Below are 20204 nucleotides of genomic sequence, written 5' to 3'. Positions count from 1 at the left end.
TTACTCATAAGAGCTTTCTCTGCTAATTTTGACATTCTTTATGCAAAAATACTCTATTTGTTAGAACTGAAAAAAAAGGCGATTATTATATCGCTGGGATTTGTGGCGATTCTTCTGCTGGGCACCTTATCATGTGTACCTCAGCGCACTAAACGAACCGGAAAAGACACTAAGACATCTAAGGTCTTAAAACCTGTTACGCCCGGAGCGGAGGCACCTGCTGTGGCCAAATCTTTACCTGACACGTCAGCCCTCGCGAAGGCCGCAATACCGGGTGACACAACCTTGAATAAGGACGGAATAGCTGTTACCAATACAGATTCTACCGCTTCCGATACGCTTTCCAATCCCGACGACCTACAGAACACCGTGCAATATACCTCAGAAGATTCTACGATTATGAATGTAGATCTTAAAGAGGTTCACCTGTACGGAAATGCCGAAGTAAATTACGGCACCATCAATTTAAAGGCCGACTACATCCGATTGAACTGGATCACCAACGAGGTCTTTGCCACGGGCACTTTTGATTCAACAACAAAGAAAATGGTTGGTGAACCGATCTTTCAGGATGGCCCCGAAACATACAACACCAAAGAGATCCGATATAATTTCAAGTCCAAAAAAGCCCTGATCCGGGGCATTGTAACCACCCAGGGTGATGGTAACATACGTGGTGATAAGGTAAAAAAGGATAATGAAGGCAATTTTTACATTCAAAAGTCGATTTACACGACTTGTAATCTTACGCACCCCCACTTTTACATCAATGCACCCAAGATAAAGCTGGTCAAGCAAAAACAGGTCGTATCGGGGCCGTTTAATCTGGTCATCAGTGATGTACCGCTTCCCATCGCCCTGCCTTTCGGTTTTTTCCCTTTTCCAAAGAAAAAGGAGATAGGAACCTCCGGAATTATATTCCCTACTTATGGGGAAGAACCAAACGGTCGGGGATTCTACCTTCGTGACGGCGGCTATTATTTCGCGATCAGTGAATTTGTAAATGCATCCGTTACGGGCCAGATCTATTCCACAGGTAGCTGGGGGCTTGGCGTTGCATCCACTTATTCGCGGCGTTATCAATACAATGGAAATTTGTCGCTGCGTTACAATCGGAACAGATCTCCGGATGAAATACAAAGAAAGATTAAGGGTACCGCCACAGACGATTACAGTATCATGTGGTCTCATGCCCCCAAACCGAGAGGCACCTCTACTTTTTCCGCCAATGTAAATGTCACCAGCAACAGCTATAATCAGGTACAGGAAACAAACACGCAAAAATACATTTCCAATGTTGCCACGTCCTCGGTTCAGTATACGAAAACTGCCGGCCAATACTTGCGGGGAGCAGCCAGCATACGTGTCAATCAGAACTTTGGACAGCCCAATGATTCTACGGGTAGAAGAGAAGGTGGGAAGACTAACATATCATCCGATTTCAGTCTTGGGGTTAACCAGATATCTCCCTTTGCCTTAAGAAACCCGCAGGGGAGATGGTATGAAAGTTTCAGGCTGGGCATGGACTTCAATGGAAATTATACATTGACAAATCAACTTGCTGCCATTGACACATCGTACTCGTCGCTGGGTTTTCATCCGGTTTATGACCAAGGTGATTTCAGTAAATCGAGATATGGCCGGACCGAACTCGTTGAATTTAATTTCAAAAATTTAGGCGACAACATTTTAAAAGACGCACAGTTTACTGGTCGGTACAGTATTCCCATATCCCTTCCCAACTTTAAAGTGCTTCGTTTTGTGAATGTGACCCCGAGCATCTCAATGAATGGTGAGGTATTTACAAAACGATACGTGTATGCCTTCAAAGGTGGGGACTCTGTAAGTATCAGGAAAGAAGACGGCATAGGCAACGAATACTCTTTTTCTTTTGGCGCTGGTGTCAATACCCGGTTCTATGGCACAAAACATTTCGGAGGACGGCGGCTGGAAGCCATTCGCCACACTGTAATTCCTTCCTTGTCATTTAGCTACACGCCTGATTTTACCGGAGATAATTATGGCTTTTACCAAACGGTACAAGTTAACGAACTGGGCAAAACCATGAAACTATCGCGTTTCCGAGGGGTTGGCAATAGTGTGGGCAACGGGCTTGCTTCCAGTGTGATATCATTTGGTATCAACAACTCCTTCGAAATGAAGCTGAAAACAAAAAGTGACACCGCCGCTACACAGTTTGAGAAAGTTTCACTACTCGACAATTTAAGTTTACAGGGAAGTTACAATCTGCTGGCCGACTCCCTGAACCTTTCCAACATCTCGGTCAACGCCAATGCACGTATTGGTAAAAATCTCAACCTGAACTTTAATATGAACCTGGATCCTTATGCCTACAAGCCGGATCCAAACAGTACATTTAATACCACAGGGATCAGAATGAAGGAATATGCCATTACGCAGGGACAGGGACTGGCAGGTCTTCAGAACCTGGGCTTTACGCTCGGAACCAGTTTTGCTCCTAAAACATCTGAGAAAGACAAGCCTGCAACGGGAGCCAATAGTACCACAACTCAGGAACAAAGAGATTTCGTCAAACAAAATGCTGATCTCTACGTGGATTTCAGCATCCCCTGGAATGTATCGCTCAACTACAACTTCGGTTTGACAAAACCCGGACTATCCAATGCGCAACTTATACAGGCTGTACAGGCGACGGGAGACCTTAGTTTGTCGAAAAATTTTAAGATAAGCGTCAACACCGGTTTTGACTTTACTGCATTCAAGCCTACCATTACCTCGCTGACACTATATCGCGACCTCCATTGCTGGGATATGAGTCTCAGCTGGACGCCCTTTGCAGGTAACTCGCGACGTGTAAGTAATTACAGCTTCATTCTCAAAGTTAAGTCCAGTGTGCTACAGGATCTGAAACTCACACGGAGACGCTCGTTCCAAGATAGAGCCTCATATTAAGGCTGTCGGCTGAGAAGTGTTTTTGAACACAATACGTTCAGGGTTATCAATAAAAAAAGCCGGCTTCCAGGGCCAGCTTTTTTTAAATTTCATTCGGGATATATTACTTCGAAGCTGGCTTGGCTGCCGCTGCTTTGGGAACCACTTCTCCATTGAGATACAAGATCACCTGACCACCTTCGGTGTTGCTGGAAATTGTCACAGACTTATTAAAAAGCCCTGGAGTTGCGGCATTGAAAGTTGCTTTTACCGACCCTGTTTTCCCTGGCATTACCGGCGTTTTGGTCCAGGTAGGTGTGGTACACCCGCAAGATGCAGCTGCATTGCTGATCACAACAGGATCAGTACCTGTATTTGTAAATACGAATTCATTGGTAACTGGTACGCCTTGTGGTACCTTACCAAATTTGTGTGTTTCTTCCTTGAACTTCAACACGCCCTTTTGAGCAAAACTTACGGTGGTCAATCCTATCAATAGAACCAGCGTGGAAAAGATAACTTTCATAGTTGTCGGATTACAATTTAGTTGTGGAAAATCTATTTCATGACAAGTTTAATGCTTAAAATTTACTTTTAATAATCGTTAACCAATATTAACAATGCGTTTAAACTTACGATATTGTTGTTATGAATATTATTTTCCTGCATAATTTTGGCTTGCATTCAAAAAAATGTAACTTAACTACGGATTCACTCCGTAAATTTCGCCTATGCTTGTAAATGACAGTTTGACCGGTTCCAGTATTCTTACAAAAGAAAATATAACAAATGACTACCGCCTTGCTTGTGAAAGCCGGTATGTAAGTTTGTTGGGCAGGAAAGACACCATGGGCGGCAGATCCAAATTCGGGATATTTGGCGACGGAAAAGAGGTAGCTCAGATTGCACTATCCCGTTCCTTCCGACGGGGGGATTTTCGCTCAGGATATTACCGGGATCAGACCATCGAAGCGGCACTGGGTAACCTATCATGGCAGCAGATTTTTGCTCAGATGTATGCCCATGCCGACATCGCGCATGAGCCGAATACAGGAGGGAGGTCTATGAACGGCCATTTTTCCACCCGATGGCTCGATGAAAACGGCAAGTGGCTGGATCAGACGAAGCTCAACAACTCCGTTTGTGATATATCCTCCACAGCAGGTCAAATCCCCAGGGCGGTTGGCCTGGCCTACGCTTCCAAGCTGTATCGGGGCAATGAGGAATTGCATTCGTTGGATACCTTTTCCAAAAAAGGTAATGAAATTGTATTCGCTACCATTGGCGACGCCTCCACTTCTCAGGGCATGTTTTGGGAAGCCATGAACGCAGCTGGTGTACTTCAGATTCCATTGCTCACTTCCGTTTGGGATGATGGTTATGGCATTTCGGTTCCGGTTGAATATCAGACAACCAAATCAAGCATTTCCAAAGCACTGGCCGGCCTTCAGCGCAATGAAGAAGAACAAGGTCTGGAAATTATGGTCGTGAAAGGTTGGGATTATCCGGCTCTGATTGAAACTTACGAGAAGGCGGCTACTTTGTGCCGGGAGGAACAAGTTCCTGTACTCATTCATGTCATAGAGCTCACCCAACCCCAAGGGCACTCCACTTCCGGCTCGCACGAGCGATATAAATCCAAACAGAGGCTGAAGTGGGAGCAAGATCATGATTGTAATTTGCGTTTCCGGGACTGGATACTTAAAAACGGTTATTCGACCGAGGAAGAGCTGGAAAAAATCGAATCTGATGCGAAAGAAACGGCAAATTCAGCGCGTAACCAGGCCTGGAAAGAATATAGAAAGGAATTGGATAAAGATTACCTGGACACCATTCAGATGATCCAGAATGTAATGCACGAAAGTACACATGCGAAAGAATTGAGTAACGTGATATTGGAACTTACCAAAACATACCTTCCGATCCGGAAAGACATGGTGGGCAGTATCCGCAAGGCGCTACGGGTTATAGGAGCAGAAAGCCTTCCTTCCAAACACTTATTGCTGGAATCGCTTCGCAATGCTATCAAAGAAAGTACATTACGATACAGTACACACCTTTACAGCCAGTCGGAAGACTCTCCCCTGCTTGTACCTGCTGTAACTCCTGCGTATTCAGAAGACAGCCCCACGGTCGATGGACGTGAAATCATCCGCTCCTATTTCGACGAATTGCTGGGAAAAGATCCAAGAGTCGTTGCCCTGGGCGAGGATGTAGGTATGATTGGCGATGTCAACCAAGGCCTTGCCGGACTACAGGAGAAATATGGAGAACTGCGTGTGACCGACACGGGTATCAGAGAAACAACCATTGTGGGTCAGGGAATTGGCATGGCCATGCGTGGTTTGAGACCTATCGTTGAAATTCAGTATTTCGATTATATCTATTACGCACTGGCCACGCTTACCGACGACCTGGCCACCTTACGGTACCGTACGGCCGGGGGCCAAAAGGCTCCGCTGATCATTCGAACAAGAGGCCACAGACTCGAAGGGATCTGGCATTCGGGCTCCCCGATGGGCACCATGCTTAGTAGCCTGAGAGGCATTCATGTAATTGTACCCAGGAACTTCACCCAGGCCGCTGGCTTTTACAATACACTTTTGAAAGGAGATGATCCGGGACTTATCATAGAGCCTCTTAACTCCTACCGGCAGAAGGAGATTCTTCCTGACAATATTGGTGAAGTGCATGTTCCACTGGGTGTACCGGAGATTTTAAGGGAAGGCAAGGATATCACCATTGTTACGTACGGTTCTATGTGCAGAATTGTGATGGAAGCGGCCTCTGTCCTGCATCAGTCAGGCATAGATGTGGAAGTGATTGATGTGCAAACGCTACTGCCTTTCGATATCAACGGCAAAATTGTGGAATCGATAAAAAGGACAAGCCGTGTCATTTTTGCGGATGAGGATCTCCCGGGAAGTGCCTCGGCCTATATGATGCAACAGGTAATCGAAAACCAGAATGCTTACAAATGGCTGGATTCTGCACCTGTGACGATCTCGGCCAAGGCACACAGGCCTCCTTATGGCTCCGACGGGGACTATTTCTCCAAACCCAACATGGATGATGTATTTGAAGTGGCTTATCAAATGATGCGCGAGGTGAATCCGTCACGTTTCCCGGAAGTTTTTTAGTTCCTTCACTATTATGTACAGGACATTCGGCAAAAGGCTCTTTGATATCATCATCGCTTTTGCCGGGCTCATCGTACTATCTCCTTTGTTGTTTTTCCTGATGGTTTTACTGGCCATTTCCAACAGAGGAAATCCCTTTTTCTGTCAGCTGCGCCCCGGCTTTAAAGAACGGATCTTTTTAATGGTAAAATTCAAAACCATGCGTGATACGGTGGATCAGCATCATAATCTACTCCCCGACCATGAACGGATTTCACCGATTGGAAACCTCATTCGTAAAACCTCACTTGACGAATTACCGCAGCTTTGGAATGTTTTAATCGGGGACATGAGTATCATTGGCCCAAGGCCCCTTCTTGTGGAATACCTCCCGCTCTACGATCCTAACCACAGAAAGCGACATGACCTTCGGCCCGGCATAACCGGCTGGGCGCAGATCCACGGCCGGAACGCCATTAGCTGGGAGGCAAAATTCGATCACGACCTCTGGTACATCGAAAATGTTTCCATGTTACTGGATTTTAGAATTATGTACCTCACTGTTTTTTGTGTTCTGGCTATGAAGAATATCAATGGTAACATCGATACTAAGGAAAAATTTAAGGGCTAGATCGTTACTTATTCTTCTTTCTGCTTCTCAACGGTAGCGTTATCACTCTACTGTACATTTCAAAATGCTTCTTTACGGCGCAGGTGGCCATGCCAAAGTGATTCTCTCTTGCCTGCTGGCAGAAGGGGTAAAGGTCCACGGCATATTTGATGATAATCCTTCCTTAGTTCAGTCTCTGGCGATCCCCTTTGTCATTCAGTACGACAACAATACTTTTCAGCATGATCCGATCATTATCTCCATTGGCCACAATCCGAGCCGAAAAAGAATCGCGGGAATCATTCAGCATACACCAGGTAACGTCTTTCACCCGTCTGCCATCATCGATGTAAGGGCGCGGGTTAAGGACGGCACCGTAGTGCTACACCAATGTGTTGTACAAGCCGATGTCACGATCGGCAGACATGTCATCGTCAACACGGGTGCTATCGTTGAACATGACAGTGTGATTGGCGACTTTGTGCATCTGGCACCAGGAGTAGTCATTTGCGGCAATGTTATTGTAGGCGAAAATACCCTGGTAGGTGCAGGCAGTGTGATCGCTCCAAACCTGATCATCGGAAAGGATTGCCTCATTGCAGCTGGTAGTGTGGTAACCATGAATATCCCCGACGGGGCCACTGTACGCGGGAATCCGGGCAGAATTGTAAAAATGGAAAAATGAAACCCCGAATATTTCTTTCTCCTCCCCATAAGAGTGGCAATGAACTGCTGTACATTCAGCAGGCCTTGGAGGTCAACTGGATTGCACCAGCCGGACCTGGTACCGCAGCTTTTGAAAACATGCTGAGCGCCTACACGGGCTGTAAACATGTGGTTGCACTTTCCTCCGGAACAGCTGCTATACACCTGGCACTGCTTGCGCTTCATGTGGCTGACGGCGATATTGTTTTATGCCAATCCCTCACCTTCGCGGCATGCGCCAACCCGATTGTATATCAAAAGGCAATCCCGGTATTCATCGACAGTGAAGAAAAAACCTGGAACATCTGCCCTGATGCACTTGAAGAATCCATAAAGGCATGTCTTGCCCGGGGACAAAAACCCAAAGCCATCATCGCTGTGCATTTGTACGGAATGCCCATGCAGCTCACTGAAATATTGAAGATATGCGAGCGATATGACATTCCCCTCATTGAAGACGCTGCAGAAGCGTTGGGCTCTTTCTACAAAAACCAGCATGCGGGATCCTTTGGCAGAATGGGTGTCCTTTCATTTAATGGAAACAAAATCATTACCACTTCGGCCGGAGGCGCTTTGTTGTCCAACGATGAAAAACTTATAGAATATTCCCGGTTTTTATCAACACAGGCAAAGAATGTAGCCCCTCATTATGAACATACTGAAATCGGCTATAACTACCGAATGAGCAATATCTGCGCAAGCATCGGACTGGCTCAGATGGAAGTCATCGTTAAACGGGTGGAGCGGAGACGTTTCAACTTTGACTATTACAAAAAGATGCTTGCCGATATCCCAGCGATTACCTTTCAAAACGAACCTTTACATTGCAGGTCCAACCGATGGCTTACGGCAATACTTATTGATCCGAAACTATCGGAAGGTATTACCAGAGAAGTCATTCGTTTGAATCTGGAGAAGGAAAATATCGAATCAAGGCCAGTTTGGAAACCGATGCATCTTCAGCCTGTTTTTCACGGTGAAAAGTTTTTCGGTGCAGGAGTTTCCGAGCGGCTTTTTGAGAATGGATTGTGTTTACCTTCAGGTTCCGATCTTAGTCTGGAAGATATAAATCGGGTCACCGAGGTTATAAAAAAATCCTTCCGTTGAGAACAACGAAAGGATTTGATAATTCAATAGAAATCAGTGCTATTGTATTTCCAACTCGAATTGTAGCGGAGCGTAGGGAGGAATCTGATTATATCCTGCTGCTTTGTAACCTAATGAAGACGGGAATACAACTATGGCTTTTCCCTTCAACGGAAGTTTTTGGACAGCCTGATCAAACCCTGCGATCAGATTTCCCGTGCCGGTATTATAGGTAAAGGAACCTTCGTCAAATTTGACATCGGAGAGATACTTGCCAATGTATTTAACCGTTACCGACTTACCTGGCCCCACACCTATATTGGTCTTCAACGTGTCGGTTCTGACGATGACAAGATTTTCAGGAGTACGCTCGGTAACTACGAATTTTTTCTTGAGCAAAAACTCGTCGATTTGCTGAACCTCCGTGCGCGTCTTAATAAATTCCATTTCCATACGTATGGCCGAATAAGCTGGAATGTTCGTCCTGGCGGTATTTCCGAAAGCTAGATAATAAGGTAAAAATAATGTTGCCTTTTCTCCTGTAAGCACCTTGCGAATAGCTAATTCCACGCCATAAAGAAGCGTATTGCCTCCCGCAGGGAAAGCCACTGTGTCCGTGGTAACAGCAGTTTTACTTCCTACCAGATACCCTGTAAGCGCCACAGTTACCTCGTCACCAAGCTTGGCAGAATCACCCAGTGGGTTGGTTTTCCTTTTGATAAAATAATACCCGGAAGGATCTTTGGTTGCCTGAATAGAATCTGCTAAATATTTCAAAATCTGCTCATCATTCTCGATTACCTTCGCCTCATCCTGGCTGTCCACAGATTTCATACAACCGGCTACACCCACCGCGACAGCTAACAGCATACACAGGACTAAATTTTTACGCTTCATTTCCTTAGTTTTTATTAGTAATAAGTGACATAAATACAAAGACGCATAAACTGATTAAAACGTTGGATTCGGAGCCAAGTTTTCCAGTTTTTGCTTTTTTTCAAAGTAGGCACAAAATGACGAAAGTTCGCAGGCTCCGCATTTGGGGCTTCGCGCCAGGCAAACATATCTGCCATGCAGAATAAGCCAATGATGCGCTTTGGGTACCAGCACTTTCGGAATATGTTTCATCAATCCCTTTTCAACCGCCAACGGTGTGGTGGCTGTCATGGGAACAAGCCCGAGCCGATGTGATACCCTGAAGACGTGTGTATCCACGGCCATCGCGGGTTGGTTAAAGATCACCGAAGCGATTACGTTGGCGGTTTTCCGGCCTACTCCGGGCAACTTCTGCAGTTCGTCAATAGAAGCGGGTATCTCTGACCCAAATTCACCAACCAGCATTTGAGCCATACCAACCAGATGTTTGCTCTTATTGTTGGGGTAGGAAATGGATCGGATGTAAGTAAAGACTTCCTCTGACGTTGAGACTGCCAAAGACTCAGGGTCGGGAAAACGATCAAACAGGGACGGTGTAACCATATTTACCCGTTTGTCGGTACATTGGGCTGAGAGTATCACCGATACCAGCAACTCATAGGGATTGCGATACTGGAGTTCTGTCTCAGGTTCAGGAAAATTCCTTGTGAAGTAATCTAAAAGCAGACGAAACCTCTCTTTTTTTTGCATTGCTCCTTGTAAACTTATCCGGTCTCACCAAACTTGCCCCAACCAAATGGAAGGTAAAAGTAAGCATTTAAAGACACAAAATAGTGTCAGTGAGCAAACACAAAAATTTCGGGCAGCCGGAACCGCCCGAAATAGAAAACCGCTGATACCTTCTAGCAAGAAAGAACCAACGGCCTGATAACTGAATACTGACTAGAAAACCTGATGACCCTTTCAATAGATTTGTCAGAAGGTACTCTCACAATTCTATTCATCTGACTCTTGATCTCCAAAGAATCGATATAAAAATTCATCAAATCGTCGTCAAGCGCTAGCGCTTCAACAATCAGGTCATTTTCATTCTCTGTTGTCTCTGCGTATAAATACCGGACAACATCATCGTAAGTAAAAGTTTTTGTCATATTGTGGGGCACGTTGGTTAAATTGCTTACGCAGGTTTATCAACGCGTAACGCATTCTCCCCAAGGCCGTATTAATACTCACACCCGTTGCATCTGCTATTTCCTGAAAGCTCATGTCCTCATAATGGCGCATGATCAGAACCTGCTTCTGCACGTCCGGTAACCGTTGGATCATCTCCCGCAGTTGCTCGTGTGTCTCTTGTCGAATCTGGATTGACTCCACAGAATCCTCCGCAAAATCCAGCGTATTGAATACACTGCTTCCATCTTCGAACACTACATTGGGGTAGCGTTTATCGCGTCTGAAATAATCAATGGCAAGGTTGTGTGCGATGCGTATAATCCAAGGTAAAAACTTACCTTCGTCGTTATATCTTCCGGATTTTATAGTATCAACTGCCTTAATAAAAGTATCTTGCAATAAATCCTCAGCTACATACTGATCTTTAACAATAAGATAAATCGTAGTGTAAATTCTAGATTTATGACGCTGAACCAACTTTTCAAAGGCCTTCTCATTACCACGGACATACAACGTTACCAACTCACTGTCGCTAACAAGGACTTTCTCCATTTTACTATTCGATTTAGTTAACGTAGAGCGGTTGTTCTATATTGTTTCTCCTTTCTTTTTTGGTACGAAAATGAAGTGATGCAGTGGAAATCATAACTAATCCGTATCAAAGGAATAGATTTGAAAAATAATTTGCAAGTGTTTGACTTTCTTTTTTTAATAAACCTTTCATCATTAACAGATGTTAACAACAAAAAGCCTCAATTATGATTATTTGACCACTTGCCGATAACATCTATTCTTAAAGGCATATATAATAGAACATATCGAATAAAATACGTAATCAGAACACCCTTTAGATTGCTTTGCCGTAAAAATAATTCCGGGCTCCTTCCCCGATTGCATCTTGTATCATTGACCCATGAGAAAAAAATACAAACATTTATTTTTCGATCTCGACCACACCCTTTGGGATTTTGATCGAAACTCGACCGAGTCGCTGAAAGAAATATTTTCTCACTTTTCTCTGGACCTTTTGGGATTGTCCGATCCGGATTTGTTCGTAAAATCATTTTTGAAGATAAATACAGCACTTTGGGATTCGTTTGATCGTGGACACATTCACCATAGCTATATACGTGAAAATCGCTTCAGGATGGTGTTTCAGGAGTTGAATGTAGCATGTCCCGACGACCATCGGGACATTGGCGAGTTCTATCTCCAATCCCTGCCTAAAAAAAATCACTTACTGGACGGAGCATTGGAGTTGCTTGAGTATGTTTCCGCTCAAGAATATGGCATACACATCATTACCAACGGCTTTAACGAAATACAGGCCAAAAAAATCGCCAGCTCGGGAATCGGTCATTTTTTTAAGAACGTGGTCACATTTGAAACCGCGAACGCCAAAAAACCAGATTCAAAAATATTTGAGTATGCCATCCAGCTTGCCCGGGCTGATAAAACTGACTCTCTGATGATTGGTGACAACTGGGTCGCGGATATTTTGGGTGCCAAGCGGGCCGGACTGGATGCTGTTTACTATAACCCTGCAGGACTTAAATTTGACGAAACCCCCACTTACGATATCAGGAAACTGGAAGAACTGAAATTGATTCTGTAGCCCGTATGAACCCCTGTGCCCCGAAATTGCACAATTGGGTATTTTGCAGATTCAAAGGAATCCCCGAATGGCTAACGACTGCAAGTCGAGTGATCCCGGAATGATTTATGCCCAATAACGCGTCAGAAAGATCCGTCATTGGGCATATTTGCTATTATTATCTGTTCAATAGGAGAATAAAATTGGATTGAGTTCGCTGTCGGCTTTACCTCCCACAGGTTTAGACGCGAGCCAGGTTTCCCAATCTGCTATCTGAAAAGCATTTTTTGGCTCGGTAATTCTTTGTGTCTCATCCATGTAGATCATGGTCATAACCTTTCTGGGCTGGCCCGAGATATTTTCCCCTGCCCGGTGGAAGAGCCATCCGGAATGAAAGCTCACTTCGCCAAGGTCAAAAGGTGCCTCGTTCACAGAAAACTGTTTCAATTGTTCTGCCATGATGGCTTCACTCTCGTCGCTTATTTCCAAGTCCCGCCCAATTTCCACGTTGTGGCTTTTGGCTGCAAAGGCCAGCGGGCCCATTTCCATATCTGTTTTTTGAAGGGGAATCCATACCGTAGCTGTTTTTGGAGATGACAACGGCCAGTAGAATTGGTCCGCATGCCATGGTGTAATGCCCCCCGACGACTCTTTGTACAGTGCCTGGTCATGGTATAATCGTACAGCCTGCACTTTCAAAAGATCGGCAGCGATTTTCGCAAGGCGTTTGGCGAATACAAATTCCCTTACGCTTTCATCTTCCCGCCAGAGATTCATTACCTGAAGAAAGGCCCGCTCATAGGTGGTGCGTTCCTCCATAGGCTTTGTTAATTTATTCAGCTTAAAAACCAGGTCGGTTATGATTTCTCCGTAATGCTCAAGCACAGCAGGGCTTAGCACATTTTTCAATTTAATGAAACCATATGTTTCGAAAAAATCAACCGCTCCCTCTGGCAGTTCAAAGGGTTCTGATAATTCCTTAAGCAAAATTTCCTCAGCTAAGGCATCCATGTCGTTATATGAGTTTTGTTTGTAATGAAAGCAGGCTTTGCCTCAAAACTACCTGGTTAGTCGGCCTCATGAAACGTAACATTTTTCTCCCGAAGGAAATTTTTGATCACATCTACATGCACACATTGCCCAACATTTAAGAATGGATAGTTGGACACTCTCTGGCGCTGGCCATCGGTTATCACTTCCCGGTTGACCTGATCGAAACCCAGATGAAGATGTCTTGTGGAGCTTTGCATTCCGTAAATAATTCCAGAACCATCAAAAAGCGGGCCTCCACTCTGGCCCTTCAGTCCGGGGGTGCTCATTTCAATACCTACGATATTATTATTTTCACCAATATGCCGGGTAACAATGCCATCAATGGGGAAACTAGGCGTGGTGATTCTGCCTTGAGTCGTCCACGTAATGTCGCCGGAATGTTTGTCATACTTGTAGTTTGTGAATTCCGGGAAAGGGTATCCGAGACGGCAGAGGTATTTTCCCTGCTTTATCTGCTTGGAATTTTTGAGGAATCGGGCATGTCCCTGATACAATTTTGTCCCGAAATCGCGGAATTGAATGATGGCAAGATCCTGGGTAGGATGAAGGTGAATGGCCAGGCTCTTGTATGAAGAAAAACAATTGACAAAATGAGAAAGGATCCGTATCGGGCTTTGAGAAGTAATTTTGTATTTTTTTTCCAGATAAATACGCTGGGTTTCAAATCCAGGATCTCGGTCAAAGGCTCGTAGTTCGGCTCTGAATTTCAGATAATTTTCATAGATCGTGGATGCATACAAGATTTGTTTGGCGATGTGCCGGCACGTAAGTGCGCACCCCTGATCATTTACAAAAAATAAGGTTCCGGTGCCTGGAACAATGTAGTCACCCCCATAATATCTGACAATAAAATGGATGGGTCTTGTGAACTGGTCTACCGCTTCAATGGCTTCAACAAACATAAAGAGACAACAAGTTATTTCTTTATGACCGGCACAATCGCTTCTATCTGATCCCAGCTAAGTATCATATTGACACCCTCGGGTTGATCCTCGAAGTAAATTTCGAAAAGCTCTCTTACCTGCGGACTAACACGTAGCGTCACCTCTTTTGTTAGTATATTTTTCCCATCGTTGTAATCAGTTCCCCACTGACCGGTTTCGGAATTCAGAATTACCTTCCATGTGGACTGTCCGGGAACCGTCCAAAGTGAGTATTTACCAGCCTTTACAGGCTCTCCCGCAAAAATGACGTCTTGCTTAAAGTTTATAACCGTAGCTTCATTCGCTCCGGTTCGCCAAACCTTTCCATAGGGCAATAGCGCTTTGTCTTCCTCACGGCCAAACAAATGCCTTCCTTTTTTCCCAGGCTGACTGTACGTTACTATAATATTCAATCCGTTGGCGTTACGCTCTGCAATAGCTTCAGGGCTGAATGATTTGGTGTAGGTGCGTAGTCCAAAAAAGCCGGCGAGAAGAAGGATGCAAACGATGAGAAGGATTCGGAGAGCTTTTTTCATAAATTCATTAAGGGCAAAATATTTTATAGAAGGTGTAACTTACGGATAGTCTAAGGTAGTAATAGGAATCTTTCAGTGACGGGTCGCCTTGCTCCAGTTTTATATTTGAAGTGGGCTCCCCACCCAAATTATCCAGATAATCAGTGAAAGTCTTACGGGCTCCCAATTCCACCCCCACACTCCAGGGGCGTTTGATCTGATACTTCACACCTACGCCGTAGGGCAGTACAAAGGAACTTGTTTTGTAGTCGCCCGTTTGCACATCGGGCTTAAACATCGAATATCCAATCCCACCGAATACATAAGGCGTCCAGTTGATGGCAAATCTTTTATCCTGATAATTCAGAAAATTGTATTCAGCCACGGCACTACCTTCGGTGATGCGGGTTCTGAATGACATATTTCTGGCGATCTGAAACGGATCCTCACTTTTCGAGTCTTTGGCACCAATCAGTCCGGCAGCTACTTCGGCCCGAAGCGAGAGGGCCTGACTGGCGTTATACCGAAAGAAAAGGCTTCCTCCAGGTTTAAAAAACTGTAAACGAAATGCGGGGGAAATATCTCCTTTGTAGTTAAACCCGCCTAAGCCTGCTCCAATCTCAATTTTTTGAGCAAAAGACTTGACGCTGCCCAGCAAAAGTATAACGACAAAAAATGACAATAATGGTTGACCTATCCTGTCAATTGTTTTAATCAGCGAATCATTCAATGGTACCGTATCTTTTATTTAAGAGGTGGACATTTAATCTTGGCCGGCAGTATGTAATGAATATGAATCATACCGGTCATATAGGTATCCTTGTAAGCGTTTCCTCTGGGCATGCTTTGAGGAACAACAGCTTCCAACGCATCGGCTATTTGATTGGGATTTTCAACACCCAGGAATTTCTGCAATCCAGCGGTTCTATCGCGCCCTTTACGTGCGGTTGTCAATTCAGCATAGCGGTAAGCCAATGAGCGCGCGAGCGGATCATCAGCAAATACTGCAGGATCCGCATTGCCCCCACCAATATCGTCCAAATAATCCGAGAACGAATACCGGAATCCAAGTTCTGCCGATATATCAAAATTGGCGTTGATTTTGTAGCGAACCCCCACACCGAAAGGAATAACCACACTTACAAGCGAATAAGGTTTTGCATAGCCCGGATTACCCTGACCTTCCGTATGCAAAGTCTGGAGCTTAATCCACTCTTTGTTACCGGTAGAATCCACGTACGCTGCCTTAGGATTATGAGCCACTATACCGACGCCCGCAAAGAGATAGGAACCAAACTGTGGCCTGCGGTCTGCACTTCTGTTATCCGGTGTCAGTTTAAAAATACCCTGTACTGAAAACTCCTTCAGGTCATTTCGGAAATTAAGGTTTCGGGCAAACTGGCCATTGCCCAGGTATTTGCCTTTATGATTCATCACATAATCATCGCCGGCAATTCGTGCGTAGTTAAACGCAGCCCTGGCAGCCAGTCTTGGAGTGAAATGACGGGTATAATTGGCGCCCACACTCCATCTCATCATATTAAAGGTAGAAGCAAAAGGGCGACTATAAGCAGCCATATCTCCATAATAATTCGAAGTACCTACACCAAAAGCTACAGTGGAATAAGGGACGAATATACCTCTGTTTTGAGCCACGGCCTTGTAATTCAATGCAACAACTCCCAAAGTGAGAATAAATGCAAACCTTCCCGTTACCCCTTTCTTATCAAAATTACCGCGCATTTTTTTAGATTATTTTTTTGCAAAAATAGAACAGTTGTTGGTTTTCCACAGATTATATCACCATTTCAACGTATTAAAGTATTTTTTATTTGTGCAGAGAACTAATTAAATATGAAGAGGTAATTCCGATTTTTGCAGGCCCAAATGATTTAATGCGGATCCACGCTGTCAATTTAATCACATTCATTTCAGAAGATTAACAAAGTTCATTAACATTGTAATCTTCAAAAATGAATCAATAAGATGATTTCAAGTCAAAATCTGCGTTTCTCCTATTCTTCAACGAAAACCTTTTCTTTCCCGGACGTTGATTGTAACAATAACGATACCTTGCTGATCCTGGGTCAGTCGGGGAAAGGGAAGACCACATTGCTGCATTTACTGGCTTTGCTATTACAGCCCAACGCCGGCCAAATCGTGATTGATGGCATTCCCGTAACAGGTCCAGCATCCAAACTCGGGCATATCCGGGCAACACAGATTGGCATCATATATCAGCGGGCACATTTTGTAAATTCTCTGAGCGTACTGGATAATATCCTGATGCCTAATTATCTGGCCGGAAAGAAACAGAATAAGGAGAAGGCCGAATACCTTGCCGAGCATCTTGGATTTGTGGATCATTTGTCAAAAAAAACCAACCAGTTGAGTCAGGGTGAACAGCAAAGAGTGAGTATAGCCCGTTCGCTTATGAACGACCCTAGCGTACTTTTAGCGGATGAACCCACCTCAAGCCTTGACGACAAAAATTGTCAGAAGGTAGTGGATTTGTTAAAAAAACAATCTTCGGTAATCGGCGCGAGCCTGGTGGTAGTCACGCATGACCAAAGACTAAAAAATGAATTCTCAAACCAAGTGTTTTTGTAAAATCATCCGAAGAAATAACATCGATCACAAGCATTTTCGACTCATACTACCCGCATCTACACCCAATGAATCTTTTCAAAATCAGCTTAGCTAATCTTAAAGAAAAGAAGCTGAATAGCTTTTTAAGTATGCTTTTACTTACGTTAGGCATTGGAATGATCTCTTTGCTCCTGCTACTTAACAAACAAATGGACGAGCAATTCAGGCGTAACATCAGAGGAATTGATATGGTTGTCGGCGCTAAAGGAAGCCCGTTACAACTCATACTTTCGAGCATATACCAGATAGATGCGCCTACGGGGAACATCCCTCTGGAAGATGTAAATGCGCTTAAAAGGAACCCTTTCGTCAAAAATATCATCCCACTTTCCATGGGTGACAATTATAGGGGATTCAGGATCGTCGGCACCAATGCTCAATACGCAGAACATTTTCAGGCCAAAACAGCCCTTGGTACTCTGTTTTCTCAATCCATGGAGGTAACTATTGGCAGCAAGGTTGCCAGAACACTGGGATTAAACATAGGTGATACATTTGCCAGCTCGCACGGACTCGACGCAAATGGTGAGGCGCATGGCGAAAAAAAGTACAAAGTCATCGGCATTTTTGAAGCAAATGGTTCCGTGATTGATCAGCTGATCCTGACTAGCCTTTCGAGTGTTTGGGACATTCATGAACACGAGGAAGCGGGCGGCATCCATGCAGAAGGTGACACACACCAAACAGAATCGCCAGACAACTCGGAGGATCCGCATTTAGAAAAAAAAGAGATTACAAGTGCCCTGATTCAATTCAGGAACCCGATGGGTCTGATAACCCTACCCCGACACATCAATCAAAACACATCCATGCAGGCCGCCCTGCCCAGCATTGAAATCAACAGACTGTTTTCGATGCTGGGCGTGGGTATTGAAACACTTCGGGCGCTCGCTGCCATTATTATTTTCATAGCGGGAATCAGTGTTTTGATTTCACTTTACAATTCGCTCAAAGAACGAAAATATGAAATGGCGCTGTTACTTTCGATGGGAGCCACCCGTACCAAACTTTTCTTCATGTTGCTATACGAAGGCTTCATTTTAGCGATTTTGGGCTATATTTCCGGGATTCTTCTAAGCCGCCTGGGCTTGTGGTTCTTTTCCAGGGCAGCAGAACAGGATTTCCATTATTCACTGAACCAGAATACCTTGTTGGCAGAAGAGATCTACCTGTTTGCGGGTGCCATTGTAATTGGTTTAATAGCGGCCGCCATACCTTCGTTAGGTATTTACCGACTGAATATATCGAGAACGCTGGCCGAGGAATGATATTCTTTTTATTTTTGTTACATCCAAGCGGCTCATTTTACGCAAACTTTATGTCTATGAAACTCATTCGTCCTCTTATAGCAATATTGATCTTTACGGCTTCGATGTCATTTACATCCGCCGTAAATCCCGTTAAACTTACCTGGGAGACGTTACGTGATGTAACTTTTAAGAAAAAATGGTATGCCGAAGAATCCATCTACATGCTCAGCCCCACGTTTGGCCCGAGTGTACAAAAATTAAAGAATCAGCAGGTAAGCATTACCGGCTATGTTCTACCGGTTGATCTGGATGCCAACTTATACGTTCTTTCGGCTTTCCCTTTCAGCGCCTGTTTCTTTTGTGGAGGCGCCGGCCCGGAGACGGTAATGACGCTGAACTTCAAAAAGAATGCAAGGAAATTTAAAACGGATGAGAGATTGACTTTTGTGGGTACGCTGAAACTCAACAGCGACGATATCTACCAGATGAATTACATCCTGGATGGGGCAACCATTGCCGAATAATGTGTAGGATTGCCTGATTCCATTTGAAAGATTACAATTATTCAAGCCTTATATTCCGATAAGGCGCCAGAGTCCTGAAATAAAGAATAACACCAGCCCCACCGGTGTCAGCACTTTCCAACCCAGATACATAAGCTGGTCTACCCGAAGCCTGGGTAATGTCCACCGGGCCCACATTTGCACCAATACCCCCAGAAAAGCTTTGCTCAGCAGCCAAAAAGCACCGGTTAAATACCCAAACCAGCTTCCCGGCTCGCCACTGGTCCAGTCGGCCAGTCGAATCGGTCCGAGGTTGGGGAATGGAGTATTCCAGCTTCCCAGAAAAAGTATGGCGCCCAGTAAGGAAACCAGAAGCATCATCCCGTACTCGGAAAGCATAAAAAGCGCCCAGCGCATACCCGAATATTCGGTGTGAAATCCTGCTACCAGCTCCGATTCCCCTTCCGGCAAATCGAACGGGGCTCTGTTGCATTCTGCCAGAGATGCTATAAAAAAGACCACATAAGCCAGTAGTAAAAAGGGATTTCTAATGATATTCCAGGAAAGAAAGCCACCTACCTGCGTGACGTCCACCCCCAGGCTCTTTTGTCCGAAAAGGTAAATGGTGTCAGTAGAATACACCCCTTGCTGAAAGCTTATCAACTGCAAATCAAGTGTTTGACAAAGCATCACTGCACAAAGAACCGACAGACCAAGGGGTATCTCGTAGGAAATAATTTGTGCGACTGCGCGCATGGCACCATACAGGGCAAACTTGTTATTGGACCCCCAGCCTGCCATCAACAGGCCAACCACATCTATAGACACGATGGTCAGCAAAAAAAATACACCAATAGCAGAACCTGAACCCGACAGGTCTGGCGCCAGTGGCACAACCGCAAAACCGGTAAAAATGGAAATGAAAATTACAACTGGCGCTATCAGAAACAGACGCCTATCTGCTGCTTTGGGTACAATATCTTCCTTTTGAAGCAATTTCAGAAGGTCGGCAAAAAGCTGAAGTAACCCCCACTTTCCTACTTCCATAGGACCCATCCGATCCTGGATAAACGCCGAAACTTTACGTTCCAGGTAGACGCCTATCACCACAAAGCCAGGCACAAGGAGAAGGAATATAATTAACGTCAAGAGATTACAATTTAAATCGACAGAGGTCTCTCCGGTTAAAATGCCAGTCGGGAGCCATGGCTCTCATTTTTAAAAATCTCAAAATG

At 44.7% G+C, this 20204-nt stretch carries 19 protein-coding genes; 9 read left to right on the top strand and 10 right to left on the bottom strand.

Going from position 1 to position 20204, the window contains the following annotated elements; genetic code table 11:
- The first annotated feature begins 57 nt into the window (after positions 1-57).
- Entirely contained in the window at positions 58-2934 is a 2877-nt protein-coding gene (locus DYADSP32_RS20710; protein WP_149240974.1) for an LPS-assembly protein LptD, read from the top strand.
- Between the two features lie 103 nt (positions 2935-3037).
- On the opposite strand, the gene DYADSP32_RS20705 is transcribed toward DYADSP32_RS20710, so the two are convergent.
- Positions 3038-3439 (bottom strand): DUF1573 domain-containing protein, encoded by a 402-nt coding sequence (locus DYADSP32_RS20705; protein WP_149240975.1) that lies wholly within the window; start codon positions 3437-3439, stop codon positions 3038-3040.
- Between the two features lie 205 nt (positions 3440-3644).
- On the opposite strand from DYADSP32_RS20705, the gene DYADSP32_RS20700 reads away from it, so the two are divergent.
- The 4 genes from DYADSP32_RS20700 (at position 3645) to DYADSP32_RS20685 (ending at position 8454) form a co-directional block, all read left to right on the top strand.
- A complete protein-coding gene (locus DYADSP32_RS20700) occupies positions 3645-6053 on the top strand; it encodes an alpha-ketoacid dehydrogenase subunit alpha/beta (protein WP_149240976.1) in 2409 nt (802 codons plus the stop codon).
- Positions 6054-6066: 13 nt separating this feature from the next.
- Positions 6067-6663 carry a sugar transferase gene (locus DYADSP32_RS20695; protein WP_149240977.1) on the top strand — a complete coding sequence of 199 codons (597 nt, stop codon included), beginning with the start codon at positions 6067-6069 and terminating at the stop codon, positions 6661-6663.
- 64 nt (positions 6664-6727) lie between these two features.
- Positions 6728-7327, top strand: coding sequence for an acetyltransferase (locus DYADSP32_RS20690; RefSeq protein WP_149240978.1), 600 nt, complete (start codon positions 6728-6730; stop codon positions 7325-7327).
- Positions 7324-8454: an aminotransferase class I/II-fold pyridoxal phosphate-dependent enzyme gene (locus DYADSP32_RS20685; protein WP_149240979.1), complete on the top strand. Its 1131-nt coding sequence runs from the start codon at positions 7324-7326 to the stop codon at positions 8452-8454. The genes DYADSP32_RS20690 and DYADSP32_RS20685 overlap by 4 nt, the downstream gene beginning before the upstream one ends.
- A 39-nt stretch (positions 8455-8493) precedes the next feature.
- On the opposite strand, the gene DYADSP32_RS20680 is transcribed toward DYADSP32_RS20685, so the two are convergent.
- The 3 genes from DYADSP32_RS20680 to DYADSP32_RS20670 form a co-directional block, all read right to left on the bottom strand.
- Positions 8494-9303 carry an FKBP-type peptidyl-prolyl cis-trans isomerase gene (locus DYADSP32_RS20680; protein WP_414617936.1) on the bottom strand — a complete coding sequence of 270 codons (810 nt, stop codon included), beginning with the start codon at positions 9301-9303 and terminating at the stop codon, positions 8494-8496.
- A gap of 81 nt (positions 9304-9384) precedes the next feature.
- Positions 9385-10059: an endonuclease III gene (nth, locus tag DYADSP32_RS20675; RefSeq protein WP_149240981.1), complete on the bottom strand. Its 675-nt coding sequence runs from the start codon at positions 10057-10059 to the stop codon at positions 9385-9387.
- A gap of 375 nt (positions 10060-10434) precedes the next feature.
- Positions 10435-11034 (bottom strand): RNA polymerase sigma factor, encoded by a 600-nt coding sequence (locus DYADSP32_RS20670; RefSeq protein ID WP_149240983.1) that lies wholly within the window; start codon positions 11032-11034, stop codon positions 10435-10437.
- Between the two features lie 361 nt (positions 11035-11395).
- Between DYADSP32_RS20670 and DYADSP32_RS20665 the strand changes: the two genes are divergently transcribed.
- The gene (locus tag DYADSP32_RS20665) at positions 11396-12097 is read left to right on the top strand and encodes a YjjG family noncanonical pyrimidine nucleotidase (RefSeq protein ID WP_149240984.1); all 702 of its coding nucleotides are present in this window, start codon (positions 11396-11398) and stop codon (positions 12095-12097) included.
- Positions 12098-12262: 165 nt separating this feature from the next.
- On the opposite strand, the gene DYADSP32_RS20660 is transcribed toward DYADSP32_RS20665, so the two are convergent.
- Genes DYADSP32_RS20660 through DYADSP32_RS20640 form a run of 5 tightly spaced genes read right to left on the bottom strand, consistent with a single transcriptional unit; the run spans position 12263 to position 16310 of the window.
- The gene (locus tag DYADSP32_RS20660; protein ID WP_149240985.1) at positions 12263-13087 is read right to left on the bottom strand and encodes a phytanoyl-CoA dioxygenase family protein; all 825 of its coding nucleotides are present in this window, start codon (positions 13085-13087) and stop codon (positions 12263-12265) included.
- A gap of 56 nt (positions 13088-13143) precedes the next feature.
- Positions 13144-14031, bottom strand: a complete 888-nt coding sequence (locus DYADSP32_RS20655) for a trypsin-like peptidase domain-containing protein (protein WP_149240986.1) — start codon at positions 14029-14031, stop codon at positions 13144-13146.
- 14 nt (positions 14032-14045) lie between these two features.
- Positions 14046-14588, bottom strand: a complete 543-nt coding sequence (locus DYADSP32_RS20650) for a DUF2911 domain-containing protein (RefSeq protein WP_149240987.1) — start codon at positions 14586-14588, stop codon at positions 14046-14048.
- Positions 14589-14595: 7 nt separating this feature from the next.
- Complete coding sequence (locus tag DYADSP32_RS20645) at positions 14596-15297, bottom strand: DUF6089 family protein (protein ID WP_414617935.1); 702 nt, start codon at positions 15295-15297, stop codon at positions 14596-14598.
- Between the two features lie 14 nt (positions 15298-15311).
- Positions 15312-16310 (bottom strand): DUF6089 family protein, encoded by a 999-nt coding sequence (locus tag DYADSP32_RS20640; protein WP_149240988.1) that lies wholly within the window; start codon positions 16308-16310, stop codon positions 15312-15314.
- Positions 16311-16553: 243 nt separating this feature from the next.
- Between DYADSP32_RS20640 and DYADSP32_RS20635 the strand changes: the two genes are divergently transcribed.
- From DYADSP32_RS20635 to DYADSP32_RS20625, 3 genes are all read left to right on the top strand, one after another.
- Positions 16554-17177 carry an ATP-binding cassette domain-containing protein gene (locus tag DYADSP32_RS20635; RefSeq protein ID WP_149240989.1) on the top strand — a complete coding sequence of 208 codons (624 nt, stop codon included), beginning with the start codon at positions 16554-16556 and terminating at the stop codon, positions 17175-17177.
- Positions 17178-17242: 65 nt separating this feature from the next.
- Positions 17243-18484 (top strand): FtsX-like permease family protein, encoded by a 1242-nt coding sequence (locus DYADSP32_RS20630; RefSeq protein WP_149240990.1) that lies wholly within the window; start codon positions 17243-17245, stop codon positions 18482-18484.
- Between the two features lie 104 nt (positions 18485-18588).
- Positions 18589-18990 carry a DUF3299 domain-containing protein gene (locus DYADSP32_RS20625; RefSeq protein WP_414618179.1) on the top strand — a complete coding sequence of 134 codons (402 nt, stop codon included), beginning with the start codon at positions 18589-18591 and terminating at the stop codon, positions 18988-18990.
- A gap of 48 nt (positions 18991-19038) precedes the next feature.
- On the opposite strand, the gene DYADSP32_RS20620 is transcribed toward DYADSP32_RS20625, so the two are convergent.
- Positions 19039-20118: a complex I subunit 1/NuoH family protein gene (locus tag DYADSP32_RS20620; protein ID WP_414617934.1), complete on the bottom strand. Its 1080-nt coding sequence runs from the start codon at positions 20116-20118 to the stop codon at positions 19039-19041.
- Between the last annotated feature and the right edge of the window lie 86 nt (positions 20119-20204).

Origin of the sequence: Dyadobacter sp. 32, assembly GCF_902506755.1 — a bacterium.
Lineage (GTDB): Bacteria > Bacteroidota > Bacteroidia > Cytophagales > Spirosomataceae > Dyadobacter.
Note: the sequence above shows the minus strand (reverse complement) of the source record. Positions and strands in the feature narration are given on the sequence as shown.